This window comes from Paenibacillus tyrphae (assembly GCF_024158745.1).
In the GTDB taxonomy this organism is placed as follows: Bacteria; Bacillota; Bacilli; order Paenibacillales; family NBRC-103111; genus Paenibacillus_G; species Paenibacillus_G tyrfis_A.
This window is the reverse complement of sequence record NZ_JAMZAW010000042.1, coordinates 1-19,924: the sequence shown is the minus strand read 5'-3', so window position 1 is coordinate 19,924 and position 19,924 is coordinate 1. Positions and strand designations below refer to the sequence as shown.

20 protein-coding genes and 1 pseudogene are annotated in these 19,924 nt (G+C 56.3%); 4 read left to right on the top strand and 17 right to left on the bottom strand.

Annotated features, from left to right (window positions below):
* Positions 1-417: 417 nt before the first annotated feature.
* The 5 genes from NI000_RS35345 to NI000_RS35325 all read right to left on the bottom strand — a co-directional run bounded on the left by NI000_RS35345 (position 418) and on the right by NI000_RS35325 (position 5,643).
* Positions 418-1,503 (bottom strand): phospholipase D-like domain-containing protein, encoded by a 1,086-nt coding sequence (locus NI000_RS35345; RefSeq protein ID WP_253415965.1) that lies wholly within the window; start codon positions 1,501-1,503, stop codon positions 418-420.
* A gap of 325 nt (positions 1,504-1,828) precedes the next feature.
* Entirely contained in the window at positions 1,829-3,355 is a 1,527-nt protein-coding gene (rlmD, locus tag NI000_RS35340) for a 23S rRNA (uracil(1939)-C(5))-methyltransferase RlmD (RefSeq protein WP_253415964.1), read from the bottom strand.
* Entirely contained in the window at positions 3,339-4,328 is a 990-nt protein-coding gene (locus NI000_RS35335) for a diacylglycerol kinase (RefSeq protein WP_253415963.1), read from the bottom strand. The genes rlmD and NI000_RS35335 overlap by 17 nt, the downstream gene beginning before the upstream one ends.
* A gap of 77 nt (positions 4,329-4,405) precedes the next feature.
* Positions 4,406-5,197 carry a sirohydrochlorin chelatase gene (locus tag NI000_RS35330; protein ID WP_253415983.1) on the bottom strand — a complete coding sequence of 264 codons (792 nt, stop codon included), beginning with the start codon at positions 5,195-5,197 and terminating at the stop codon, positions 4,406-4,408.
* Positions 5,198-5,352: 155 nt separating this feature from the next.
* A complete protein-coding gene (locus NI000_RS35325; RefSeq protein WP_010494821.1) occupies positions 5,353-5,643 on the bottom strand; it encodes a YerC/YecD family TrpR-related protein in 291 nt (96 codons plus the stop codon).
* A gap of 285 nt (positions 5,644-5,928) precedes the next feature.
* On the opposite strand from NI000_RS35325, the gene NI000_RS35320 reads away from it, so the two are divergent.
* Positions 5,929-6,483: a hypothetical protein gene (locus NI000_RS35320; RefSeq protein ID WP_253415962.1), complete on the top strand. Its 555-nt coding sequence runs from the start codon at positions 5,929-5,931 to the stop codon at positions 6,481-6,483.
* A 289-nt stretch (positions 6,484-6,772) separates the two neighbouring features.
* Positions 6,773-7,780 (top strand): NADPH dehydrogenase NamA, encoded by a 1,008-nt coding sequence (gene namA / locus NI000_RS35315; protein WP_253415961.1) that lies wholly within the window; start codon positions 6,773-6,775, stop codon positions 7,778-7,780.
* A gap of 143 nt (positions 7,781-7,923) precedes the next feature.
* On the opposite strand, the gene NI000_RS35310 is transcribed toward namA, so the two are convergent.
* The 11 genes and pseudogenes from NI000_RS35310 to NI000_RS35260 all read right to left on the bottom strand — a co-directional run bounded on the left by NI000_RS35310 (position 7,924) and on the right by NI000_RS35260 (position 17,166).
* On the bottom strand, positions 7,924-8,142 hold the full coding sequence (locus NI000_RS35310) for a GapA-binding peptide SR1P (protein WP_157261678.1): 219 nt from the start codon (positions 8,140-8,142) through the stop codon (positions 7,924-7,926).
* Entirely contained in the window at positions 8,121-9,167 is a 1,047-nt protein-coding gene (gap, locus tag NI000_RS35305; protein WP_253415960.1) for a type I glyceraldehyde-3-phosphate dehydrogenase, read from the bottom strand. Before gap ends, NI000_RS35310 begins: the two co-directional genes overlap by 22 nt.
* Positions 9,168-9,365: 198 nt before the next feature.
* Positions 9,366-9,806 carry an N-acetyltransferase gene (locus NI000_RS35300; protein WP_253415959.1) on the bottom strand — a complete coding sequence of 147 codons (441 nt, stop codon included), beginning with the start codon at positions 9,804-9,806 and terminating at the stop codon, positions 9,366-9,368.
* Between the two features lie 95 nt (positions 9,807-9,901).
* Positions 9,902-11,350: a PH domain-containing protein gene (locus NI000_RS35295; protein ID WP_253415958.1), complete on the bottom strand. Its 1,449-nt coding sequence runs from the start codon at positions 11,348-11,350 to the stop codon at positions 9,902-9,904.
* A complete protein-coding gene (locus NI000_RS35290) occupies positions 11,337-11,813 on the bottom strand; it encodes a PH domain-containing protein (protein ID WP_253415957.1) in 477 nt (158 codons plus the stop codon). Before NI000_RS35290 ends, NI000_RS35295 begins: the two co-directional genes overlap by 14 nt.
* An 85-nt stretch (positions 11,814-11,898) precedes the next feature.
* On the bottom strand, positions 11,899-12,714 hold the full coding sequence (locus tag NI000_RS35285; protein ID WP_253415956.1) for a carbohydrate ABC transporter permease: 816 nt from the start codon (positions 12,712-12,714) through the stop codon (positions 11,899-11,901).
* Complete coding sequence (locus NI000_RS35280; protein WP_253415955.1) at positions 12,714-13,631, bottom strand: carbohydrate ABC transporter permease; 918 nt, start codon at positions 13,629-13,631, stop codon at positions 12,714-12,716. The genes NI000_RS35285 and NI000_RS35280 overlap by 1 nt, the downstream gene beginning before the upstream one ends.
* 50 nt (positions 13,632-13,681) lie before the next feature.
* Positions 13,682-14,983, bottom strand: a complete 1,302-nt coding sequence (locus NI000_RS35275; RefSeq protein ID WP_253415954.1) for an ABC transporter substrate-binding protein — start codon at positions 14,981-14,983, stop codon at positions 13,682-13,684.
* 210 nt (positions 14,984-15,193) lie between these two features.
* On the bottom strand, positions 15,194-16,063 hold the full coding sequence (locus NI000_RS35270) for a helix-turn-helix domain-containing protein (protein WP_253415953.1): 870 nt from the start codon (positions 16,061-16,063) through the stop codon (positions 15,194-15,196).
* Positions 16,060-16,317, bottom strand: a complete 258-nt coding sequence (locus NI000_RS35265; protein ID WP_253415952.1) for a hypothetical protein — start codon at positions 16,315-16,317, stop codon at positions 16,060-16,062. Before NI000_RS35265 ends, NI000_RS35270 begins: the two co-directional genes overlap by 4 nt.
* Before the next feature lie 39 nt (positions 16,318-16,356).
* A pseudogene (locus NI000_RS35260) lies at positions 16,357-17,166 on the bottom strand (helix-turn-helix transcriptional regulator).
* Here NI000_RS35260 and NI000_RS35255 point away from each other — a divergent pair.
* Positions 17,129-17,548, top strand: a complete 420-nt coding sequence (locus NI000_RS35255) for a carboxymuconolactone decarboxylase family protein (RefSeq protein WP_253415982.1) — start codon at positions 17,129-17,131, stop codon at positions 17,546-17,548. The pseudogene NI000_RS35260 and the gene NI000_RS35255 sit on opposite strands and share 38 nt — an antisense overlap.
* Positions 17,549-17,915: 367 nt before the next feature.
* Here NI000_RS35255 and NI000_RS35250 read toward each other — a convergent pair whose 3' ends face one another.
* Complete coding sequence (locus tag NI000_RS35250; protein ID WP_253415951.1) at positions 17,916-18,653, bottom strand: ThuA domain-containing protein; 738 nt, start codon at positions 18,651-18,653, stop codon at positions 17,916-17,918.
* A 224-nt stretch (positions 18,654-18,877) separates the two neighbouring features.
* Here NI000_RS35250 and NI000_RS35245 point away from each other — a divergent pair, with 224 nt between their 5' ends.
* Entirely contained in the window at positions 18,878-19,819 is a 942-nt protein-coding gene (locus NI000_RS35245; protein WP_253415950.1) for a helix-turn-helix domain-containing protein, read from the top strand.
* Positions 19,820-19,924 lie beyond the last annotated feature (105 nt).

Genomic DNA, 19,924 nt, shown 5'->3' with positions numbered 1-19,924 from the left:
AGGCACATCCCGTGAAAAGGGCATGCGACTGAGCTCGTAGAACGACTCAAACATCACGTTTCACCTCCTTCCGGACCGTGCGGTAGGAGACAGCCGGAGCCTGACGCTCCTGACGTTGTTCTTTCTGCTTGACTCCGCGAAGAAATCGCGAGATGTCCGCCGGCTCTTATTCCCAAGTATTTTATATCGGTCAGAGCTCGGACAGGCATTAACGTCAACTTTCGGGCATTATGAGGTAGCGGAACACCATATCAAGAAGGGCTAAATAAGTATGAAGCCCTTCAAATTAGGATATTGGATTAATGAACTATTGGTCTACCCATTATCTCACTGGATTGTCACCATTCAATTAAACATAAACTATAACATAAGACATCCATCCAAAATTCGGATGGATGTCTCATGCTGTTATTTCGCTTATGTGTTATCAATAGTTGCCTGTTGAACTTCCAGTCGCATTATTTCATTTACAGCTACTTGGAATGAATTTTTTACTTGTTCCAGATATTCATAAAGCTCTTTGACCGGCCCTTCTGCTGCTACTGCCAAATCGTAGTGTTTTTCTGCAGCACTATCAACTGCATCTTGAGAAGCATCATTCATGTCTTCGTTATGAACCATCTGTTCAGATAGTAAATCCGATGCATACTCAACCGAATCAAATTCTGCAAGTTCATGAATTGGAGTATCATAATCACAAAGAGCACTGATTGCGTTAATCGAATCTATGTCGATCAGATCTACTACATGTTCCAACCCTGCAACCTCACGAAACTCATTATCCAATTCACCTTCGATCTCATCAAGTACCTCAAGCAAACCTTCTAAGTCGCTCTTCCTTAAATAAGGATCGTGAATGTTATAGACCTCCTGATCTTCAAGAGGATGACCTACAAACGTGAACAGCCCGTCACGTATGGAAGAAGCTACCCCTTCCAATTTTGACAACAGAAAGGAAAGGAGAATCTTCTTATCATCCAACATGCTGCCAAAGTAGGGAATGCCTTCATTAATCAAGATTGGTAGAAGGTTTTCACTTATTACTTTAACCAAATCTTGACTACGTACAAGAAATCCCGTTTCCCTACTTTGATCGCTTTCATCTGAAAAGTTAGCCGACCCGATATAAGCAATATTCTCCGTCATTATTACTTTGGAATGATTACTAAAGTTGAATGATGTAGCTAAATTTTCAATTTTCGAAGGATCAAGTCGTTGGGTGTAACGCTCGATACTTTGTGAAGCACGTTCTCGTGGAGCATTTCCAAAATACTGATCATGTCGAGTAGGGATATTCGTGATGATACGTACGTCAGCATGTTCAGTTGCTTCTTCAAGTGCACGAATTAATTTGTTTCGATGTGCTGAAATGTTGTAGGTTGTTACGAATATAGACCCAGCATTGGGGAAATCGTCCAATACCTCTTGAAAGTTGTATTCCCCTTTTGAAGTGACAATATCAATTTCCCCTGGGATTAATGGGATTATAGTGGTTCTACTCATACTAATCCAACTCCTTACAATTTTATACTCAAAGAGTAACCCCTTTGAGTATAAAGTCAAGCTATTTATTTGAATTCGATGTTACTGCTTTGTTTTACCCTTAACCTTAAGAAAAACCCGGCCAAAAGGCCGGGTTTTCAATATGTAGACGAGGGGAGTCGAACACCTGTCCCAATAATTGAACACTCCCGATTCAAGCGCTAGGCTTCCCCCTATTAATCTAATAATTTCGTCAACAATCAGTCAACTCTACTATATTTTCGCCTCTGCTTTACATTTCTATTCAATCTGTACTACTCCCAAAACCCGCTCCACTACTGTACTCTCAGTGACCTGTACCATTCCTCACCAGCAAAGCCACCGATTCTACGTGAACGGTATGCGGAAACATATCCACCGGCTGCACCTCCGCCGTGCGGTACCCGCCATCCTCCAGCACGCGCAGGTCGCGCGCCAGCGTCGACGGGTTGCACGAGACGTACACCACGCGCTCCGGCCGCATGGCGAGGATCGTCTCCAGCAGCGCAGCGTCGCAGCCCTTGCGCGGCGGGTCGACGACGATCACGTCAGGGGTGATGCCCTGCCGCTTCCACTCGGGGATGACGACCTCCGCGCCGCCGACCTCGAACCGCACGTTGCGGATGTCGTTCACTAGCGCGTTGCGCTTCGCGTCCTCGATCGCCTCGGGGACGATCTCGACGCCGTACACCTCGCGGGCCTTCTGCGCGAGGAAGAGCGAGATCGTGCCGATGCCGCAGTAGGCGTCGATCACCGTCTCTTCCCCGCTTAGCCCGGCGTAGTCCAGCGCCTTCCGGTACAGCACCTCGGTCTGAACCGGATTGACCTGATAGAACGAGCGCGCCGAGATCGCGAAGCGGATATCTCCGATCGTATCGTAGATGACCTCGCTGCCCCAGAGCACCCGCGTCTCGTCGCCGAAGATCACGTTCGTCTGATGCCGGTTGACGTTCTGACAGATGCTTCGCACGTCCGGGATCGCCTCGCGGATCAGTCCGACCAACTCGTCGCGGCGAGGAATGTCGCGGCCGTTCGTCACGAGCACGACCATAATCTCGCCCGTGTTGAAGCCATAGCGGGCGATAACGTGGCGCAGCAGCCCTTTGCCCGTCTCCTCGTTGTACGGCCGGATGCCGAGCTCGCCGGCGATCCGTTTGACCGCCGCGACGACGACGTCGTTGTTCTCGTGCTGGATCAGACACGCCTCCATGTCGATAATCCGGTGGCTGCCCTGCGCGTAGAAGCCGCTGATTAAGCCGCCCTCTTCGCCCGCGGCGAGACCGATCGGCACCTGCGCCTTGTTGCGGTACCGCCACGGATCGCTCATGCCGAGCGTCGGATGCACCACAATGCCCTCGGCCATCGTGCCACCGCTCCCAGCTCCCACGCCTGCATCCGCCACAGCCTCCATCTCGGCTACGCCGCTCCCCGCCTTGGCTCCGCCCACTCGCAGCTTCCCGATCCGCTCCAGATTGTCAACGACAAGCTGGCGCTTCCAGCGGAGCTGGGCGTCGTAGCTCAGGTGCTGGAGCTGGCAGCCTCCGCACTGCTTATAGATCGGACAGGGCGCGTCGATGCGATCCGGGCTCGCTTCGATAATCTCCAGCAGCTTGGCGTAGCCGTACTGCTTCTTCACCTTGAGCACCTTGGCCCGTACTTTTTCGCCGGGCAGGGCGCCCTGAATAAAAAGGGTAAAGCCGTTCACACGGCCTACCCCTTCTCCGTCATGCCCCAAGCCGACAATGTCGGCGATATATTCTTCGTTCTTCGCGACGGGCAGGCCGCTGAGATCGGCAGCGGGCGCGCCCGGGCGTCGTTTATTCTTCCTGTTCATGTTCGTCCACTCCGGGTCTCGTTTTCCAAGGCAGCTTCATCAGGTTGATCGGAGGCGACTTGTACGTCGATTGGCCCGTCTCGTCGATGAAGATGTGCAGATGCTGCGGCAGGTTCGTGAAAATGCACGGCAGCGTGCCGCCCAGCTCCCCGTCCAGGTTCACCTGCACGTAGTCGGGGGACGTCACTTGAATTTGCTTCGTTTGAAGGTAAATCAGGTTCGGGTCGGACAAATGCTCGCCGCGCAGCGCCAGCGACACGACGCGGATAAATTCCGCGAGGTTGCATTTGCGCAGGATCAGCACGTCGAACAGACCGTCGCTGAGTGACGCGTCCGGCGCCAGACGCTCGAAGCCGCCGACGGAGTTGCTGTTCGAGATGAGGAAGAGCATCACTTCCTCGTGCATCTCCACCTCCGCCGTCTTGATGTACAGCTCGATCGGGCGCAGCCGCGGCAGCTTCTCCAGCCCTTTCATATAGTAGGCCATCTGGCCGATCATCGTCTTCAGCTTGCTCGGCACCTCATAGGTCAGCTCGGTCAGCGATCCGCCGCCGGCGATGTTGATGAAGTAGCGCTGGTTCACCTTCCCGACGTCGATCACCCGCGCGTGCTGGCGCAGAATGACGTCCACCGCGCCTTCCCAGTTCCGCGGAATGTTCAGCGCCCGGGCAAAATCGTTCGTCGTCCCGAGCGGCAAAATCCCGAGCGGCGGCCGGTTCGGCTTCTCCGCCAAGCCGTTGATCACCTCGTACAGCGTGCCGTCGCCTCCGGCCGCGATGACGATGTCGAACCCCCGTTCCACCGCCTCCGCCGCCGCGAGCGTCGCGTCGCCTTCCCCAATCGTCGCATGCGTGCTCGTCTCCAGCCCGCCGCGTTCCAGCCGCTGCAATATTTCCGGCAGCCGCTTCTTCATTTCCTCCCGGCCGGAGGTCGGATTGTATATGAGCCTTGCCCGTTTGACTAGCTGTGACATTCTCTCTCTCACCCGTTCATATAAGAAATCGTATGAAAGCATTTTTGACCATGGGTCGTTTGACCGCAAAAAAACTGCTAAATCCGCGTTCGCGTTCCATCCTGCATCTTATCGACAAAAGGTTTGATCTGCCGCTCGATCCACCGGGAAATGCCGGGATGCGGCAGCAGCGCCTCTCCGTTGTACCGATACGAATAACCCTGCAACCGCTCCGGGATGACCACTTCGGTAAAATACCCCTCGCTCAGGAACAGCGGCGCCACAATGACCGTATGCCCCGGCTTGCGAATCCGCCAGTGCTCCATCCGCTCCAGAATCTGGTTGGGCAGCAGCATCGCCGAAGCCGCTTCGTCGAAGCCGCCGAGCCGTTTCAGGCGCTCCGCCAGCCGCTCCAGTCCCCGCCGCCACCGCTGATGGAAGCCGTTCTCGATGCTCCCGTGGCCGACGAGCAGCACGTTTTCGCGTTCCGGGTATGTTGACAGCGCTTTGATTTTGGCATAGACGATCTCGGCGATCACCGGATCGTCGTCGATCGGCGTTGTCAAGTGAATACGTGCCCGAATAGCGAACGGCTTCATGTCCGTCGGCAGCTGCGGCGCTTTCTTGGCGCCCAGCGCATAAGCGATCTCGTCGATATGCGTGCTGCCGGACGAGACGAAGAGCGGAACGACGACGATATTCGTAACGCCGAGCGACTCCAAGTGCGTGATGCCGTCCTGGATCAGGCGTCCTTCCACAATTTCCAGAAAGGAGGAAAAGACCGGTACTTCCGCGGGGAGCCGTACGGCGCCGATCGCCTCGTCCACCAAGCGGACCCACGACTCGCTCCGGGACCCGTGACTTATCACTAATATACCGTATTTTACCACACCGTATCCCTCCCGGGTGAAAAAGATCGTGTCCCGCAGCGATGGCTTCCAGCCGCACGAACACGAAAAATCCCACTCCACCGGCCCGGCGAGAAGGATTTGTTCGAGTGCTCCGTTGTAATCGAGTCCGGACGCGGTAAGAGGTAATGTTCGCTCTACCTTCCCAGGCGCTCCAGCGTCATTTTGTAGCCGTCGTTCCCGTAGTTCAAGCACCGTTTGACACGTGAGATCGTAGCCGTGCTGGCGCCGGTCTCCGCTTCAATCTGGTTGTAGGTGTTGCCCTTGCGCAGCATGCGGGCGACCTCAAGCCGCTGCGACAGCGACTGGATTTCGTTCACCGTGCACAAGTCGTCAAAAAACACATAGCATTCCTCTATATCCTTGAGTGTCAGGATCGCCTCGAATAACTGGTCGATCGCTTTATCATTCAACTTTTTCAGCTGCATTACGAATTTTCAACCCCTTGATGGTCTGCTAAGATCGATGAATTCCCAATTCCTTAACCTATTTCGACATCTGGGAGTGAAATCCTCCCTTTAAGTTAGCAAAACGTTGCTATTTTTATGCGGTGACGAACTAAACCGAAACTGGGCAAAAATCATAAAAATCGTGACAGGAGTCCAATCCAACCATTCGCCCACCACATACAGTATACTAGGAAACCGCCTATAGAGGAAAGTGCGACAAGGTGAACTTTGCGACATTACTATGAATAAAAGGGTTGTGAAACGATGAGCTATCCAAGACAAATGATTGGCAACCGAGGCATGACGCCCTATCCGCGTGCCGTCACGTACGCGCATCCGCATGCCTCGCCTCAGGTGTATGCTCCAGGCCAGCAGCAAGTATTTACGCGCAGTCTTACGCCTGCCGCAGGTCTGGGCGCGGGTAATCCTTATGGGGATTTCGGAGAATTCGGCGGCGGCAACCCGCTGGCCTTGCATCCGGCGGCCGAGCAGGAGGGCGGCGGTTTTCTCTCCTCGCTGTTCGGAGGTGGCGGCGGTGCAACGGGCACGGCGGGAGGCGGCGGAGGCTTTAACGTCGAGCAGGTCAAGGCCGTCATCGACAAGCTCGGCGGTGTGGAAGGCATCGTCGAGACCTTCAACAAAATGCAAAAAATGGTGCAGAGCGTTCAACAATTCGCCCCGATGCTGAAGGTACTGTTCAATTCCTTCGGCAAAAAAGATACGGCCGCCTCCAAGAGCGGGGGCAACCGATCCTCCACCGGCAGGAGACGACGCAGACGCCGGGGACCGACGCAAGGCCGCAGACGGTCGCGCAAATAGCCGCCCGGCCGCATTACCATTCTGGCCGCTAGGCTTGAAAACAATCAAAACCGGCTGTGCCTGCCGTTGGATACGGTTTGGGCGCAGCCGGTTTTTGGCTTGTGCCTGCGCCGCGCCGCAAATCCGTACAGATTCAGCATAGGCTTTGCAGCCCCCCGCATACTTCTCGAAGCTTTCGCACAACCTTTTGCCATCCGGCCGAATTACTGCTAAACTAAGATAAGTAGTATACATCATGTAACCAGCTAACCATAGTATAGATAAAAAATGCAAAGGATGTGGAAAAAGCATGCTGTTCACTTCTTACCCGCTGCAAAAGCTGACGCTCAAAAACCGGATTGTCATGTCGCCAATGTGTATGTACTCCTGCTTCGACGAAACGGGCCGCGTCACAGACTGGCACAAAATCCATTACCCGGCCCGCGCCGTCGGCCAAGTCGGACTCATCATCGTGGAAGCGTCGGCCGTCACGCCTCAGGGGCGCATCTCGTCTTACGACCTTGGCATTTGGAGCGACGATCAGGTACCGGGCCTGCGCGAGCTGACGGGGCTCGTGCACGGACAAGGCTCCCATATCGGCATTCAGCTGGCCCATGCCGGGCGCAAGGCCGTGCTGGACGGGCCGATTCTGGCACCGTCGGCGATTCCGTTCGACGACAAGTCGAAAACGCCGGAAGCGATGACCGCGCAGCAGATCGCCGAGACCGTCGAAGCGTTCAAGGCTGCCTCGGCGCGGGCGAAGGAAGCGGACTTCGACGTCGTGGAGATCCATGCCGCGCACGGCTACCTGATCAACGAGTTCCTGTCGCCGCTGTCGAACCGCCGCGAGGACGAATACGGCGGAGACCGCGACGGCCGCTACCGGTTCCTGCGCGAGATCATCGACAGCGTCAAGACCGTGTGGGACGGACCGCTGCTTGTCCGCATCTCCGCGCACGATTACCATCCGGATGGCCTCACGCCGGAAGACTACGTCTACTACGCCCGCTTGATGAAAGCGCAAGGCGTCGACTTGATCGACGTCAGCTCCGGCGCCGTCGTGGGCGGTCCACCGAAGGTGTACCCGGGTTACCAGGTTCCGTTTGCCGAGCAGATCCGCCGCAGCGCGGACGTGCCGACCGGAGCCGTCGGCTTGATTACGCAGGCCGAGCAGGCGGAGGAGATTTTGCAGAACGGCCGCGCCGACCTGATCTTCCTCGGCCGCGAGCTGCTGCGCGATCCGTTCTGGGCCCGCACCGCCGCCAAGCAGTTGCGCGCGGAGCTCACGCCGCCCAAGCAATATACCCGCGGCTGGTAAGCCTTAGTCCAGCGCATCACAGCATGAACTCGAACCGCAAAAAGCCGGCAGGCTCCCGCGACGCTGTAAGCTCGTCGCAGGGCCGGTCCGGCTTTTTTTCTCATGCTGCTATATGATCTGGCTGTTTATATCGAACAGGCGCGTCAAGCTTCGAAGACGGTGTGCGGTCCGGCCGAGGCGACAGCGGACCCGTCCGCTCCCAGGGAACGTCCCCGGCCGTCCAAGCAGTGCTCATGACTGCATTCGCTGTAATAGACCGTAACCTTCCGCGTATCCTGCGTACCGATGACTTGATGGCAATGCTTGCACAGAATCGTTCCGAGGTGCACTTCCTTCTCCATTACACGACGGCTTCTTTCCACGCTTCATCGCTCTCCTTTTTCATGGTTTCGGAAACAATTTTCGCCAAATCCATTACCCGGCTCGCATACGCCCATTCGTTATCGTACCAAGCCAGCACTTTGATCTGATCCCCAGCCACCATCAGCGACTGGCCGTCAATGACCGCCGATTGATCGCAGCCGATAAAATCCGAAGAGACGAGCGGCTCGTTGCTGTAGCCCAAATAGCGGGCCATCGGGCCTTCCGCAGCTTGGCGGAACGCCGACTGCACTTCCTCCAGCTGAACCGGCCGCTTCACCTGTACGGTGAGGTCGACCAGCGAGACGTCCGGCGTCGGGACGCGGACCGAGATGCCGTTCACGTGTGGCGCAAGATGCGGCAGCACGTCGATGAGCGCTTTGCCTACGCCCGTGCTCGTCGGAATGATCGACTGCGTGCAGGCGCGCGCGCGGCGCAAATCGGAATGCGGATTGTCCATGTGCTTCTGGTCGTTCGTGTATGAATGAACGGTCGTCATCCAGCCGTTCTTCACTTGAAACGCCTGATCCAACACATGCAGTACGGGAGCGACGCAGTTCGTCGTGCAGGACGCGGCGGACAGCAGCGTGTGCTCCTTGGCGTTGTAACGATCGTCGTTGACGCCCATGACGACCGTCAAGTCCATGCGCTTGCCCGGCGCCGTAATCAGCACCTTGCTTGCGCCCGCCGTCAGGTGCCGCGAAGCGCCTTCCCGGTCGTTGAACTTGCCTGTCGCGTCGATGGCGAGATCCACGCCGAGGTCTTTCCACGAAATGGCCGCCGGGTCGCGCTCGAATACAATGCGGATGCGCTTGCCGTTAATGATCAGATCGTTTCCTTCCTCGCGGATATCGGCTTTCCATGTTCCATGTATGGTGTCATATTTGAGCAAATGGGCAATCGTGCCCGCTGGGTATAGTGAATTAATCGCTTGCAGGCCCATCCCGTTCTCATCCGTATCAAAAGCGCGGCGAACCAGCAATCTGCCGATTCTTCCCATCCCGCTTACGCCAATCGTTCCTGTCATTCCGGTACCCCTCCCAAGCTTGCTGTTGGTTTTGCAACGTCTATATATATTGTATAACATATAATCAAATAGTACACAATAAATATTTTCATTACATTTTTGTGACGACATATAATCCGACACAGAAAGCCTAATCCGACCACAAGCCGACAAAAGAAAAAAAGCCGCCCACGGCAGCTTTCTTCGAGTCCTAGCAATCTATTTATGATTCCTCATCCATACCATCCGGTATTCTTCCGTCGACGTCGCTTCGTCGATCATTTCCTCTTCGATGCGGAAGCCTTGCTTCTCATAGAAGCGGACAGCACGCTCGTTCTCGCGGTACACCTGCAGCCGGATCGCGGTCCGGCCTTGTTTTACATGGTCGAGCAGTTGTTTGCCCAGCCCTTTCTTGTGATGCCTGCTGTCGATAAACAAGGCCGCCAGGTAATCGTCCACCATGGAAACAAACCCTGCGACGTGTCCGTCTTCCTCGATCACAACCGTATCCGCCATCGGCAAATACTTCGTCTTCATCTCTTCCGCATTCATCCGCCAATATTCCGCATCGATAAACGGATGGGCGGTCAAGGATTCTTGCAGCCAAAGTTCAACTAACCAATCGGTATCTTGGGGACCGCTCGGTCTGATCCTGCTCATTCGGACAGTTCACTCCTGCTTGTTCGTTTTTCGAATCATTCTCCTAGTGACAATGCGCATTCGATTTCCGGGAAAAAGCCTATCGGCTAACGCGGCTATCGCTTATTCCGGTCCATATACCAGCGCGCCAGCTCCCGCGCTTCCTGCTCCGGCAAGCCCGCCAGACGGAAAAATGCGCCGCGTCCGCCCGACGCCACGGCAATCTGCAAGGTAGACAAGCCGAGCCTGCGCTGAAGCGGCCCGATCTCCACGCTGACGGACTGCACCCGCGACAGCGGGATGACCGCGGTCGTCTTCGCCAACCGGCGGAAGCGCAAGACGAGCATCCGGCCTTCCCGGCTCCAGCCTCCGCTCCGGTACCTCCACCATTGCCAGATCATGACGGGCGGGCACAGCAGCAGTCCGGCATAAGCCCACGGGGCAATCAAACCGGCGGCTATAGCAGCCAGCGCCAGCACAAGCGGAGCAGGCAGCGCATAGCACCATAGTGCCCGCCGCGGCAGCGCACGATGCTTCAGCGAAGCCGGAACCTCGAACTGAGGCGTCATCCGCTTCACGAATTCACCGATCTCGCGATTGCGGAGCAGCGGGAATAAATGCGCGTTCTCCCCCTTTTGCGCGCCATAGCCGACGGTTTCCGCATAAATCGCTGAATAGCCGAATAGCTGCCACAGCGGCTCCTCCACGATGCGGACCGCCTGAATCCGGCGGAGCGGAACGCTCACTTGCCGGCGTTCCAGCAAGCCTCGGGTCAGGAGCAGCTTGTTTTCTTTTCGGGTAATCGTAAAGTTTGCGAACTTCAAGATGGACGCGACCGCCGAGATCATCCACGCCACCAGCAAAATGCCCAGTGCGAACAAAGGGATCATCGCCGCATCGAGCGCATTCCATAAGTAACGATACACATGGAAATCCGGGAACAGTTCGTCGAGCTTGCCCATGGCCGCCGCCAGCAAAGAAACGGACACCCCGAATCCGCCCGTGGTAAGCGCGGCGATGAACAAGCTTCCGGCCGGAAGCTTGTAGGTCAACCGCAGCTTGGCAGGCTCGCTCCCGGTAGGTACGACCCCGGGCTGCCCTTGACCCTGGGGCGTTTTCCCCGGCTCCAGCATGCTTCGCAGCCGTGAGGCGTCCCCGCGGGCGAGCGCCGAGAATACCGCCTCCGGCTTCCGGCCCCCGGCGGTCTGCACCTCGACGCGGACCAGCCCGAACAAGCGGTGCAGCACCCCTTCCGTCACATCGACGGACTGGATACGCTCCAGCGGGATGAACGTCTTTTTTTGCACGAATACGCCCTGCGTTACCTTAAGCTGCTCATCCGACACTTCGTACCGGAACCGGCGCCAATACAATAATCCCCATACGATAGAGCCCACCAGCGCGACCAAGCTCCAACCAACCTGAAAATACAGCGGGCCGTCCGACCCGGAACGCGAATGCTTGGACAGCAGAATGACGATCAGCGGCACGATGAGTCCTTTGACGATCTGCAGTGAGACTAATATGGCGGCAAACGGGTGGAGCCTTCCCTTAGAGGTCTTCATGGGACACCTTCGCCAGCTCTGCAATCCGTACGCGCAGCGTTTCCGCCGTCTCGCTGGTCAGCGCGGGAATCTGATGGCTGCCCGCCGCCGTGGAGAACGTAATGCCCGCCAGCCCGTAGGCCCGCAGCAGCGGACCTTGATTCGTATCGACGTGCTGGATGCGCACCATCGGAATGAGCGTTCGCTTGACGAACATGACCCCTTGCTGCAGCATAATTTCGTCTTCCCGCACCTCGTAACGCCACCGTTTCCAGCGCAGCTCAGGCATGACAAGAACCGTCAAGACGATTTCCGCCAGCACGCCTGCCGCAAGCACAACGGGAATCCACCCGGGCCAATGAAAACGATGCGCGAGATAAAATACGGCGGCGGCCAGCAGGGCGGAAACCGCCGAAGCGATGAATCCGCTCCATCTCCAGACGACGATGGCTTTGCGGTCAATTTGTTGCTGCGGCTCGATCATTCAATTCACTCCAATACATGGCAAAAAGCTTTATCGCTTTATTATCGAACAAACGGGTCCGCTCTGCAACCGGCCAACCCCAACGTCATCCTTTCATCCCTGAAGTGACCATACCCTGCACAAAGTAGCGCTGGAACGCCAGAAAGACGAGCAGCACCGGAAGCATGGTGATCGTGGACATCGCAAGCAGGCTGCCCCAATCCACATTGTATTCGCCGATAAAATTGGACAGCGCGAGCTGAATCGTATACTTGCCCGGATCGCTGATAACGATCAGCGGCCATAGGAAATCGTCCCAGCGCCACATGAACGAGAAAATAGCCAGCACGGCGATAATCGGCTTGCAGATCGGCAGGATGATGCGCGTGAATAGGCTCCATTCCCCTGCGCCGTCCATCCGCGCCGCTTCCAGCAGCTCGTCGGGCACGGTAAGCAAATATTGACGGACAAGAAACACCCCGGTCGGCGTCGCGGCCGGCGGAATGATGATCCCGAGCAGATTGTTATATAAGCCAAGCGATGCGATGACCCGGAAAATCGGCGTCATGATCACTTCCAGCGGAATCATAAGCGTCGAGATGAACCCAACGAGCAGAATCGTATCGCCCTTGAACCGGTACTTCGCCAAAGCGAACCCCGCCATCGTATTCACGACGATGAGCAGCAGCGTGGAGCTGACGGTGACCAGCGTGCTGTTCCAGAAATACGTGCCGAATCGCCCTTTATCGAACGCCGTGCGGAAATGCTCCAGTGTAAATTCCGACGGCCAGAGCGTCGGCGGGAAGCTGTACAGCTCGGTTTTGTTTTTGAACGAAGACAGGACGACCCAGACGACCGGAAACAGCCAGACGACTGCCAGGATGACAAGCAGGGCGTAAATGCTCCATTTCATGGCCCGCATCAGACCGCTCCTCCTTTCGTCAATCGGAATTGCAGCGCCGTAAAGGCCGCGATAATGACGAACAGAATGACCGACATCGCGCTCGCCAGCCCGAGCTCCTGCTTGCTGAAGCCGGTTTCGTAAATGTATTGGACGATAAACGTCGTTTCTTTCCCCGGACCGCCGCCGGTGAGGGAATACATGAGCGGGAACATTTTGACCGTTTCGATGACCGAAAGCATCAGCACCAGCACGCTTGTCGGTTTGAGCAGGGGCAGCGTGATGCTGAGGAACGTGCGCCAGCGCGAAGCGCCGTCCAGCCTGGCGGCTTCGTACATATCGGCGGGAATTGCCTGCAGCCCCGCGATGAAGATGACCATATAGAAGCCGGTCCGCGACCAGACCGTGGCGACGATGACCGACAAATTGGCGTAGAACGGATCGGTCAGCCACTTCACCGGATGCGCGCCCGCAAGCTCCAGCACATAGTTCAAGATGCCGAAGCTGTCGCCGAAAATCCATTTCCACGTCAGGCCGACGATAATGAAAGCAATCATCGTCGGCCAATAAAAGACGGCGCGGAAAAAGCCTTTGGCCCGCACCTCCCGAATCAGCAGCATGGCGATGCCCAGCGAGGCGGCATACAGCAGCGGCACGGCAATCGCCACATAGACGGCCGTGCGGCCGAACGTCTCCCAGAACTCGTCGTTGGCGAAAATGTCCATGTAATTTTGCAAGCCCAGAAATTCCATCTCGTTCAACCCGTCGTACTTATGAAACGAGTAGACGAAGCCCACGATGGCGGGAATGACGATGAAGGTCGTGAAAATGGCGAAGTTCGGCAAAACGAACAAATACGGCGCGACGATCCGCTTCCATTTGCCGCCGGCCCATACCGAACCGCTGCTTTTTCCTTTGCGCGCCATGGATGGTGACATGCTGCTTCTCCCCTTTCTCCCTCCGGAGGATGCCGTCCGGCGCCGATGTCTTATTTGCTTTCCTCTTGAATCGCCTTTTCGATCAGCTTCGCTGTTTCGTCGAGGGCATCTTTGGATGTGCTTTTGCCGGCCAATACTTTGACGATGTTGTTTTTCAAGTCGTTGGAGAACTTCGGCACGATCGTTTGGCGCGACCAATCGTTTGCCGCAAGCGGCGTCGTAGCGCTCAGCTCATTCGCGAATACCTCGAACATTTCTTTGCCGAACGCATAATCGAGCTTCGCGCTGTCTTTGCGCGAGCTGATGAAGAGCGAGTCTTTGTTATATTTCGAGTTGATCTCCTTGGAGGTCGCCCATTGGATAAACGCAGCCGCTTCCTTCTCGACCTTGCTGCCCTGGAACGCCATCAAGTATTTGCCTCCCGGAACGGAAGAACGCTGCTTCGCCTTCGGCATGTATGCGACGCCCCACTCGAAGTTCGTAATGTCCTTGTAGCTGCTGAGCATCCAGTTGCCCGCCAGATGCGCGGCGACGGTGCCGGAGCGGAACAGGTTGTTCGGATTCTCGCTGCCGAGCCAGACGGATTCGGGAATGATGCCGTCCTTGTGCAGCTTCTTGAAGTAATCGAGCGCCTGTACGCCCTCCGGGTTGTTGATCGCCGCTTTCTTCCCGTCGGCGCTGATCATGCTGCCGCCGAATTGGTACAGCAGCGTCGACCAGCGGTGCGGCGTGAAGTCCCAGACGAGGCCGTATTTGGCGCCGCCTTTGTCCATGACCTGCTTGAGCGCAGCCGCGAATTCGTCCCAAGTCCAGACGTTGTTCGGATCGGTCGGCACCTTGACACCGGCTTTGTCGAACAGCGTCTTGTTGTACAGGATGCCGTTGGCGGTCAAGTCCATAGGCGCGGCGATGATCTTCTTGTCGGTCACGTAATACGGCTTGATCGAATCGACGAACTGCCCCGTGAACTGGTCGGCCGAGCCGACATACAGCGTCAGATCGAGCGCCTGCCTCGCGTAAGCTCCGGTGTCCGTCATCCGGGCCAAAGCGGGCGGCTGTCCGCCGGCGATCATCGTCTTCAGCTTCGTATTCAAATCTTTGAAAGCGGCTTCGATCAGATTGATTTTGACGTGCGGATTTTTGTCCTGGTATTCCTTGATCAGCCCCTTCATGACATCGCCTTCGATTCCGTCGGTGAACCATACGAAATCCAGAGTGACGTCTTTCTTCGTCTCGCCTCCGGCCGGGGCTCCCCCGGTTTCTTTGCCGCTCGACCCGCCGCACGCGGTGACGGTAACACCGAGGATCAAACTGAGAAAAAGCAGTGAAGCCGGTTTCAAAGTACGCTGCATTGCGGACAACTCCCTTTCGATGGTTTAGTCGGATGAACTTGTCTAACTGTCAAATCGCCGGATTTTTGGATGGGAAGACAGCAATATGAAGATCGCAAGCGGAAAAGCGGTGCAATAGTGCGAGCCTCTCCCGGCACGTGTCTTGTGACGCTGTATGGTGGCAGCTCAGACCGGAGACAGGGCTTTCGGGACACTTTTCCCGGCCTCACGTCAGCTTTCCTGATTCATCTTGCGGTACATTTGCGGCGATACGCCGACATGCTGCTTGAATAATCGGCTGAAATGAACCGCGCCGCCGAACCCCAGTTGCTCGGCCAGACGTCCGACCGGCACGTCGCCGGTGCGAAGCAGCTTCTTTGCCTCGTCGATCCGTTTGCGCGCCAAGTAGCTGTTGATTGTAAATCCTGTAATCTCCTTAAAGCAGTGGCACATGTAATATTTATTGAGATGCATGACGGCCGAGAGCCGCTCCAGCTTCACTTCTTCCTTAAAGTTCTGGTTCAAATAAAGCAGGATGCGCCTGACGTTCGCTTCCTTCTGCGACAGCGCGGGCGCAGGAAACGTCCCGTACATCTCCTTCGATTTGCGGTACGCCCGGAGCAGCAGCTGCGCGAGCAAGCTTGGCATCATGAACTCGTATCCGAACGTCTCCTTCTCGCGTTCCTGATACACCCCTTTGAATGCGGCATCCACCTCGGCCAGCTCCGTTTCGTTCCAGCGGATCAGTAGTCCGCTCGGCTTCTCGAACAGCTGCAGCAGCTTGTGCAGCATATCTCCGGACAGCAAATCCTGTAAATAATCGGCCGTGAAGTTCACGTAGCTGCGTACATAGGGAACTTCCACCGACGGATTCACCCGGTGCAGCACTTCCCCTTTGAACAGCAGCATATCGCCCGGCTGCAACTGGTAGATGTCGTCGCCGATAATATAATTGGCGATGCCCTGAATAAAAAAGTACATCTCATACCCGTCATGCGTGTGCAGCGGCCAGCTTTCCTGCCAGTCGTCCATTCGGTAGCGGATATAGATCCGTTCGCTGTTTAATGCCGTATTGGTGGGAATATGCGTATGAACGGTCAAATCACCATCCCTCCCGTACCGCAAGATTTGTTCATTACATCGGCATGTAATTCAAAAATTTTCAATGTTAACGCTTTATTTTCCATGTTACCATACAAAATTTGCACCACATATTGCGAATCTTGCTGATCATTTAACAGATCTTGCTTAGTTATGATGGGGATTGCTGTTGAGGAGGCGGATATGTAAAAAGCCCGACGCGGTTCATGCTTACGCATGCCGTTTCGGGCTTTAGTTGGATGGCTTGGGTTCATTCGACGGGGGTCATGCCAGCCGCGGCCGCCACGGGTTGGTCATACCGGTCCGGTCGTGCCGGGACGGCCCTTCGCCGCCTCGTTTTGGAGCAGCCCGGCCAGCTTGCGGTCGGTCTCCTCGTCGGGGAGCGGACGATACAGCGTCAGCTTCAGATCCGGATCGTCGTAAAGCTGGAACGTCATATGCTCCATGATCAGCGTACCCGCCTTGGGGTGCCGCATTTCCTTTTTTCCGATCCGCGTGCCGAAGATGTCGTGTCTCGGCTACCATGTGCGGAATTCCGGACTAAGCTCCGTCAGTTCCTCAACCAATGCTTTGAACCACGGTTCGCCGACGAACCGGCTGCAGGTCGAGCGGAATTGCGCCAGCAGCCGCTGCGCATGGTCTTCCCAATCCGCCAGCAGCGCCCGGTACGCGGGCGAAGCAAAGCAGCGCCAGATCGCGTTCCCCTCTTTATCGTTCATCCGGTTAAAATCGCCAAACACTACGCAGGCCGCTTGATTCCAAGCGATGACGTCCCAGCGGTGGTCGGTGACGTAAGCCGGGCAATCGGCAAAATGGTCCATGAAATTTTGCAGCACGGGATGCGCTTTGTCTTTGCGGGATATGGCGGCTTGGGCCGGCGGCAGCTGCTGATGCGCCAGCAGAAACAGGTGGTTCCGCTCCTCCACGCTCAAACGAAACACCTGTGCGAGGCTTTCCAATACTTCGGCCGACACATGGATGTCTCTGCCCTGCTCCAGCCACGTATACCACGTCAAGCCTACCCCGGCCAGTTGGGCCAGCTCTTCGCGCCGTAGTCCTTTGGCCTTGCGCCGGGGCCAAACGTACCAAAAGGGCTTGGATATTTTGGCCCAAATCGATAAAGAAAATTATCAGGCTATTGTCGACAGCTTCAAGCACTCCCCTGCCCCCGATCTGGGAAGGCTTGCCGTCGAATTCAATTACGGACAGCTGTTTTCCCGTCCCGGACTTGACTTGAAGTCCCGCTTGCTTGCCTCCGTCGCGGGCTTGACGGCGCTGGGGAACACGCAGCAATTGCGGTTTTATATCAACGGAGCGCTTAACGTCGGTTGGACCGAAGAAGAGATTGTGGAAACGATCCTGCAGATGATCATTTATGCCGGGTTCCCGGTCGCGCTGAACGCGATTTTCACGGTCGCTCAGGAGGTGTTCGAAAGCAGGAGAGCAAGAGAAGGCGGTAATAGCGAGAGACAGACGGCGGAATAACGAGGCGGACGCGGATGAGCCGAGCGAAGTCGGATAAGGGTGAGGATAAGGATGCGCCTAAGCGTATGCGAATGAGGATGAGTGAGTCAAGCGTGGGCTGATGACGAGGACGAGCAGGGAGAGGCGACGGCAAGCGGGAATGGTTACTCGGACAAGTTACGATGGACGACCGGCGGGTATGTACAAGGACCGACACAAGGACGTCACGGTTTGCGTTCAAACCTCTGCTAAAATTACTGCCGTCGTCCAAAAAAAGCGATTCGCCTCACGCCGCATGGAAGGATATGGATGCGACAAAAAGACCGCTGCGACGGCTGGAAACCAGCATTTTTCACGGCGGTCTTTCTTATGGCTATGCGATGGAGAATTATGCGTTCGCTTTCCCTTTAATCGCTTCAAGCGGCTTGTGGTTGCCGTATTTCGGGTATTCGCGCGTCGTCGGCGCGGCCCATTGGGCGGCGTTGCGGATGACGCGGCGCACCTGCTCGTTGTAATAGGTCGGGTACGTTTCGTGACCCGGACGGAAGTAGAAGATTTTGCCTTGGCCGCGCTGGAACGTGCAGCCGCTGCGGAACACCTCGCCGCCCTCGAACCAGCTGACCATAATCAGCTCGTCCGGCTGCGGGATGTCAAAATGCTCGCCGTACATTTCCTCGGCCGGCAGCTCGATATATTCGCCGATGCCTTCGACGATCGGATGGCCTGGGGATACGACCCAGATGCGCTCTTTCTCGTCGGCTTCGCGCCATTTGAGGTCGCAGCCGGTGCCCATAAGCTTCTTGAAAATTTTCGAAAAATGTCCCGAATGCAGCACGATCAACCCCATACCGTGCAGGACGCGCTGATGCACGCGCTCTACGATCTCGTCCTGAACGTCGCCATGGGCTTTATGCCCCCACCAGATCAGCACGTCGGTGTTGTTCAGCTTCTCTTCGGTCAATCCATGCTCTGTCTCGTCCAGCGTCGCGTAGGCGACTTCGAAGTCCGCGCCCAGCCCTTCGCCGATTGCCGTGTGAATGCCGTTCGGATATACGGAACGCACGATCTCGCTTTCTTTTTCATGACGGAATTCGTTCCATACGGTAACGCGCAGTTTTTGGCTCATGAGAGTCCCTCCACAGTGGAATTGGAAGCTTTTCTTACAGTATAGTGAATCCCTTTGCAAAAAGATATTCCCAATCCTGTTTCGTCTGTATGCAAAACTGCCATCGCTTCCCGTTTCGTGATATACTGAATTGCGAAATATGCCTAGAGAGACTATAGACCGATCTATTCAAAAATGGCTTACCGCCTATTGTACACATAGAAGCGAGGTGCGCCGGCGCACTTATGAAAACCGTCGTCGAAATGCCAATGGAAACGGCCAGCGAGGAGGAGGTTATTTACCAGAACCCGCTGCTGTTCTTAAAAATATGGGAAATTTACTCGGATTCGCCCTACCACGGCCTCTCGGAGAAATGCCGGTGGCATTACCACAAGGAAGTGGAATTTCTAGCCATCATCGAGGGGCGGCTCGGCATCCAGACGAAGCACGAGTATACCGTCATCGGTCCCGGCGATCTGATCGTGCTCGGGTCCTCGCAGCTCCACCGGACAGCTAAGCTCGATCCGGGGAGGCTCCGCTATATTGTGTTTCAGGTCGATTTGTCCCAGCATTTCGACCAGAGCACGATGCCTTACCTGCACTGCTTCTCGGAGCTGACGCAGCCGCTGTGGAAGCTAAATTATATTTTCCGCGATAATGACGCAGCACGGCGGGAAGCGCACGCGCTCATCATGGACATCTTCGAGGAGTCCCAAAGCCGGATGCGCGGCTACGAGCTGGCCATCAGCGCTTCGATCAAGCGGCTGATGCTGCTGCTCATGCGCAGCGATACGGAGGGCGTGCTTGGCGGCGCGGAGGACAGCGAGCTGACCCGGCTCCGCCCGGCGCTCGATTACGTCGATCGGCATCTGAGCGAGAAAATCGCCGTGGAGGACATGTGCGGGCTGCTGAACCTGAGCTACCACTATTTCATCAAGTATTTCAAGAAGGTGATGGGCCTCTCCTTCGTCGATTACGTCAACTACAAGCGCGTGAAAAAAGCCGAGCGCCTGCTGCTGACGCGCGATCTGAGCATCGTCGAGGTCGGCTTTGAGGTCGGCATCCCCAACATGGCCCAGTTCTACAAGCTGTTCAAGCGGCACAATCACTGCTCGCCGAAGGAGTTCAAGCAGCGGATGCGCGGAGAAGCCGGCGTCGGCGTGAGCGAAGCTGCGCCGCAGGCGTAGGCAGCCAGCGGGGGACGCGTCCATGCGGGATGCGGGACGAGCGGCTGTTAGGCCGGAGACGCGACCGTGCGAGACGCAGTCGGCGTGACGGGAGGTGGCGCAGCG

What these genes read in the sequence shown, in the direction of transcription:
- NI000_RS35345 (WP_253415965.1), bottom strand. Translation starts at nt 1,503, where the DNA reads ATGAGTAGAACCACTATAATCCCATTAATCCCAGGGGAAATTGATATT.
- rlmD (WP_253415964.1), bottom strand. Translation starts at nt 3,355, where the DNA reads ATGAACAGGAAGAATAAACGACGCCCGGGCGCGCCCGCTGCCGATCTC.
- NI000_RS35335 (WP_253415963.1), bottom strand. Translation starts at nt 4,328, where the DNA reads ATGTCACAGCTAGTCAAACGGGCAAGGCTCATATACAATCCGACCTCC.
- NI000_RS35325 (WP_010494821.1), bottom strand. Translation starts at nt 5,643, where the DNA reads ATGCAGCTGAAAAAGTTGAATGATAAAGCGATCGACCAGTTATTCGAG.
- NI000_RS35320 (WP_253415962.1), top strand. Translation starts at nt 5,929, where the DNA reads ATGAGCTATCCAAGACAAATGATTGGCAACCGAGGCATGACGCCCTAT.
- namA (WP_253415961.1), top strand. Translation starts at nt 6,773, where the DNA reads ATGCTGTTCACTTCTTACCCGCTGCAAAAGCTGACGCTCAAAAACCGG.
- gap (WP_253415960.1), bottom strand. Translation starts at nt 9,167, where the DNA reads ATGACAGGAACGATTGGCGTAAGCGGGATGGGAAGAATCGGCAGATTG.
- NI000_RS35300 (WP_253415959.1), bottom strand. Translation starts at nt 9,806, where the DNA reads ATGAGCAGGATCAGACCGAGCGGTCCCCAAGATACCGATTGGTTAGTT.
- NI000_RS35295 (WP_253415958.1), bottom strand. Translation starts at nt 11,350, where the DNA reads ATGAAGACCTCTAAGGGAAGGCTCCACCCGTTTGCCGCCATATTAGTC.
- NI000_RS35290 (WP_253415957.1), bottom strand. Translation starts at nt 11,813, where the DNA reads ATGATCGAGCCGCAGCAACAAATTGACCGCAAAGCCATCGTCGTCTGG.
- NI000_RS35285 (WP_253415956.1), bottom strand. Translation starts at nt 12,714, where the DNA reads ATGCGGGCCATGAAATGGAGCATTTACGCCCTGCTTGTCATCCTGGCA.
- NI000_RS35280 (WP_253415955.1), bottom strand. Translation starts at nt 13,631, where the DNA reads ATGTCACCATCCATGGCGCGCAAAGGAAAAAGCAGCGGTTCGGTATGG.
- NI000_RS35275 (WP_253415954.1), bottom strand. Translation starts at nt 14,983, where the DNA reads ATGCAGCGTACTTTGAAACCGGCTTCACTGCTTTTTCTCAGTTTGATC.
- NI000_RS35265 (WP_253415952.1), bottom strand. Translation starts at nt 16,317, where the DNA reads ATGAACCCAAGCCATCCAACTAAAGCCCGAAACGGCATGCGTAAGCAT.
- NI000_RS35250 (WP_253415951.1), bottom strand. Translation starts at nt 18,653, where the DNA reads ATGAGCCAAAAACTGCGCGTTACCGTATGGAACGAATTCCGTCATGAA.
- NI000_RS35245 (WP_253415950.1), top strand. Translation starts at nt 18,878, where the DNA reads ATGAAAACCGTCGTCGAAATGCCAATGGAAACGGCCAGCGAGGAGGAG.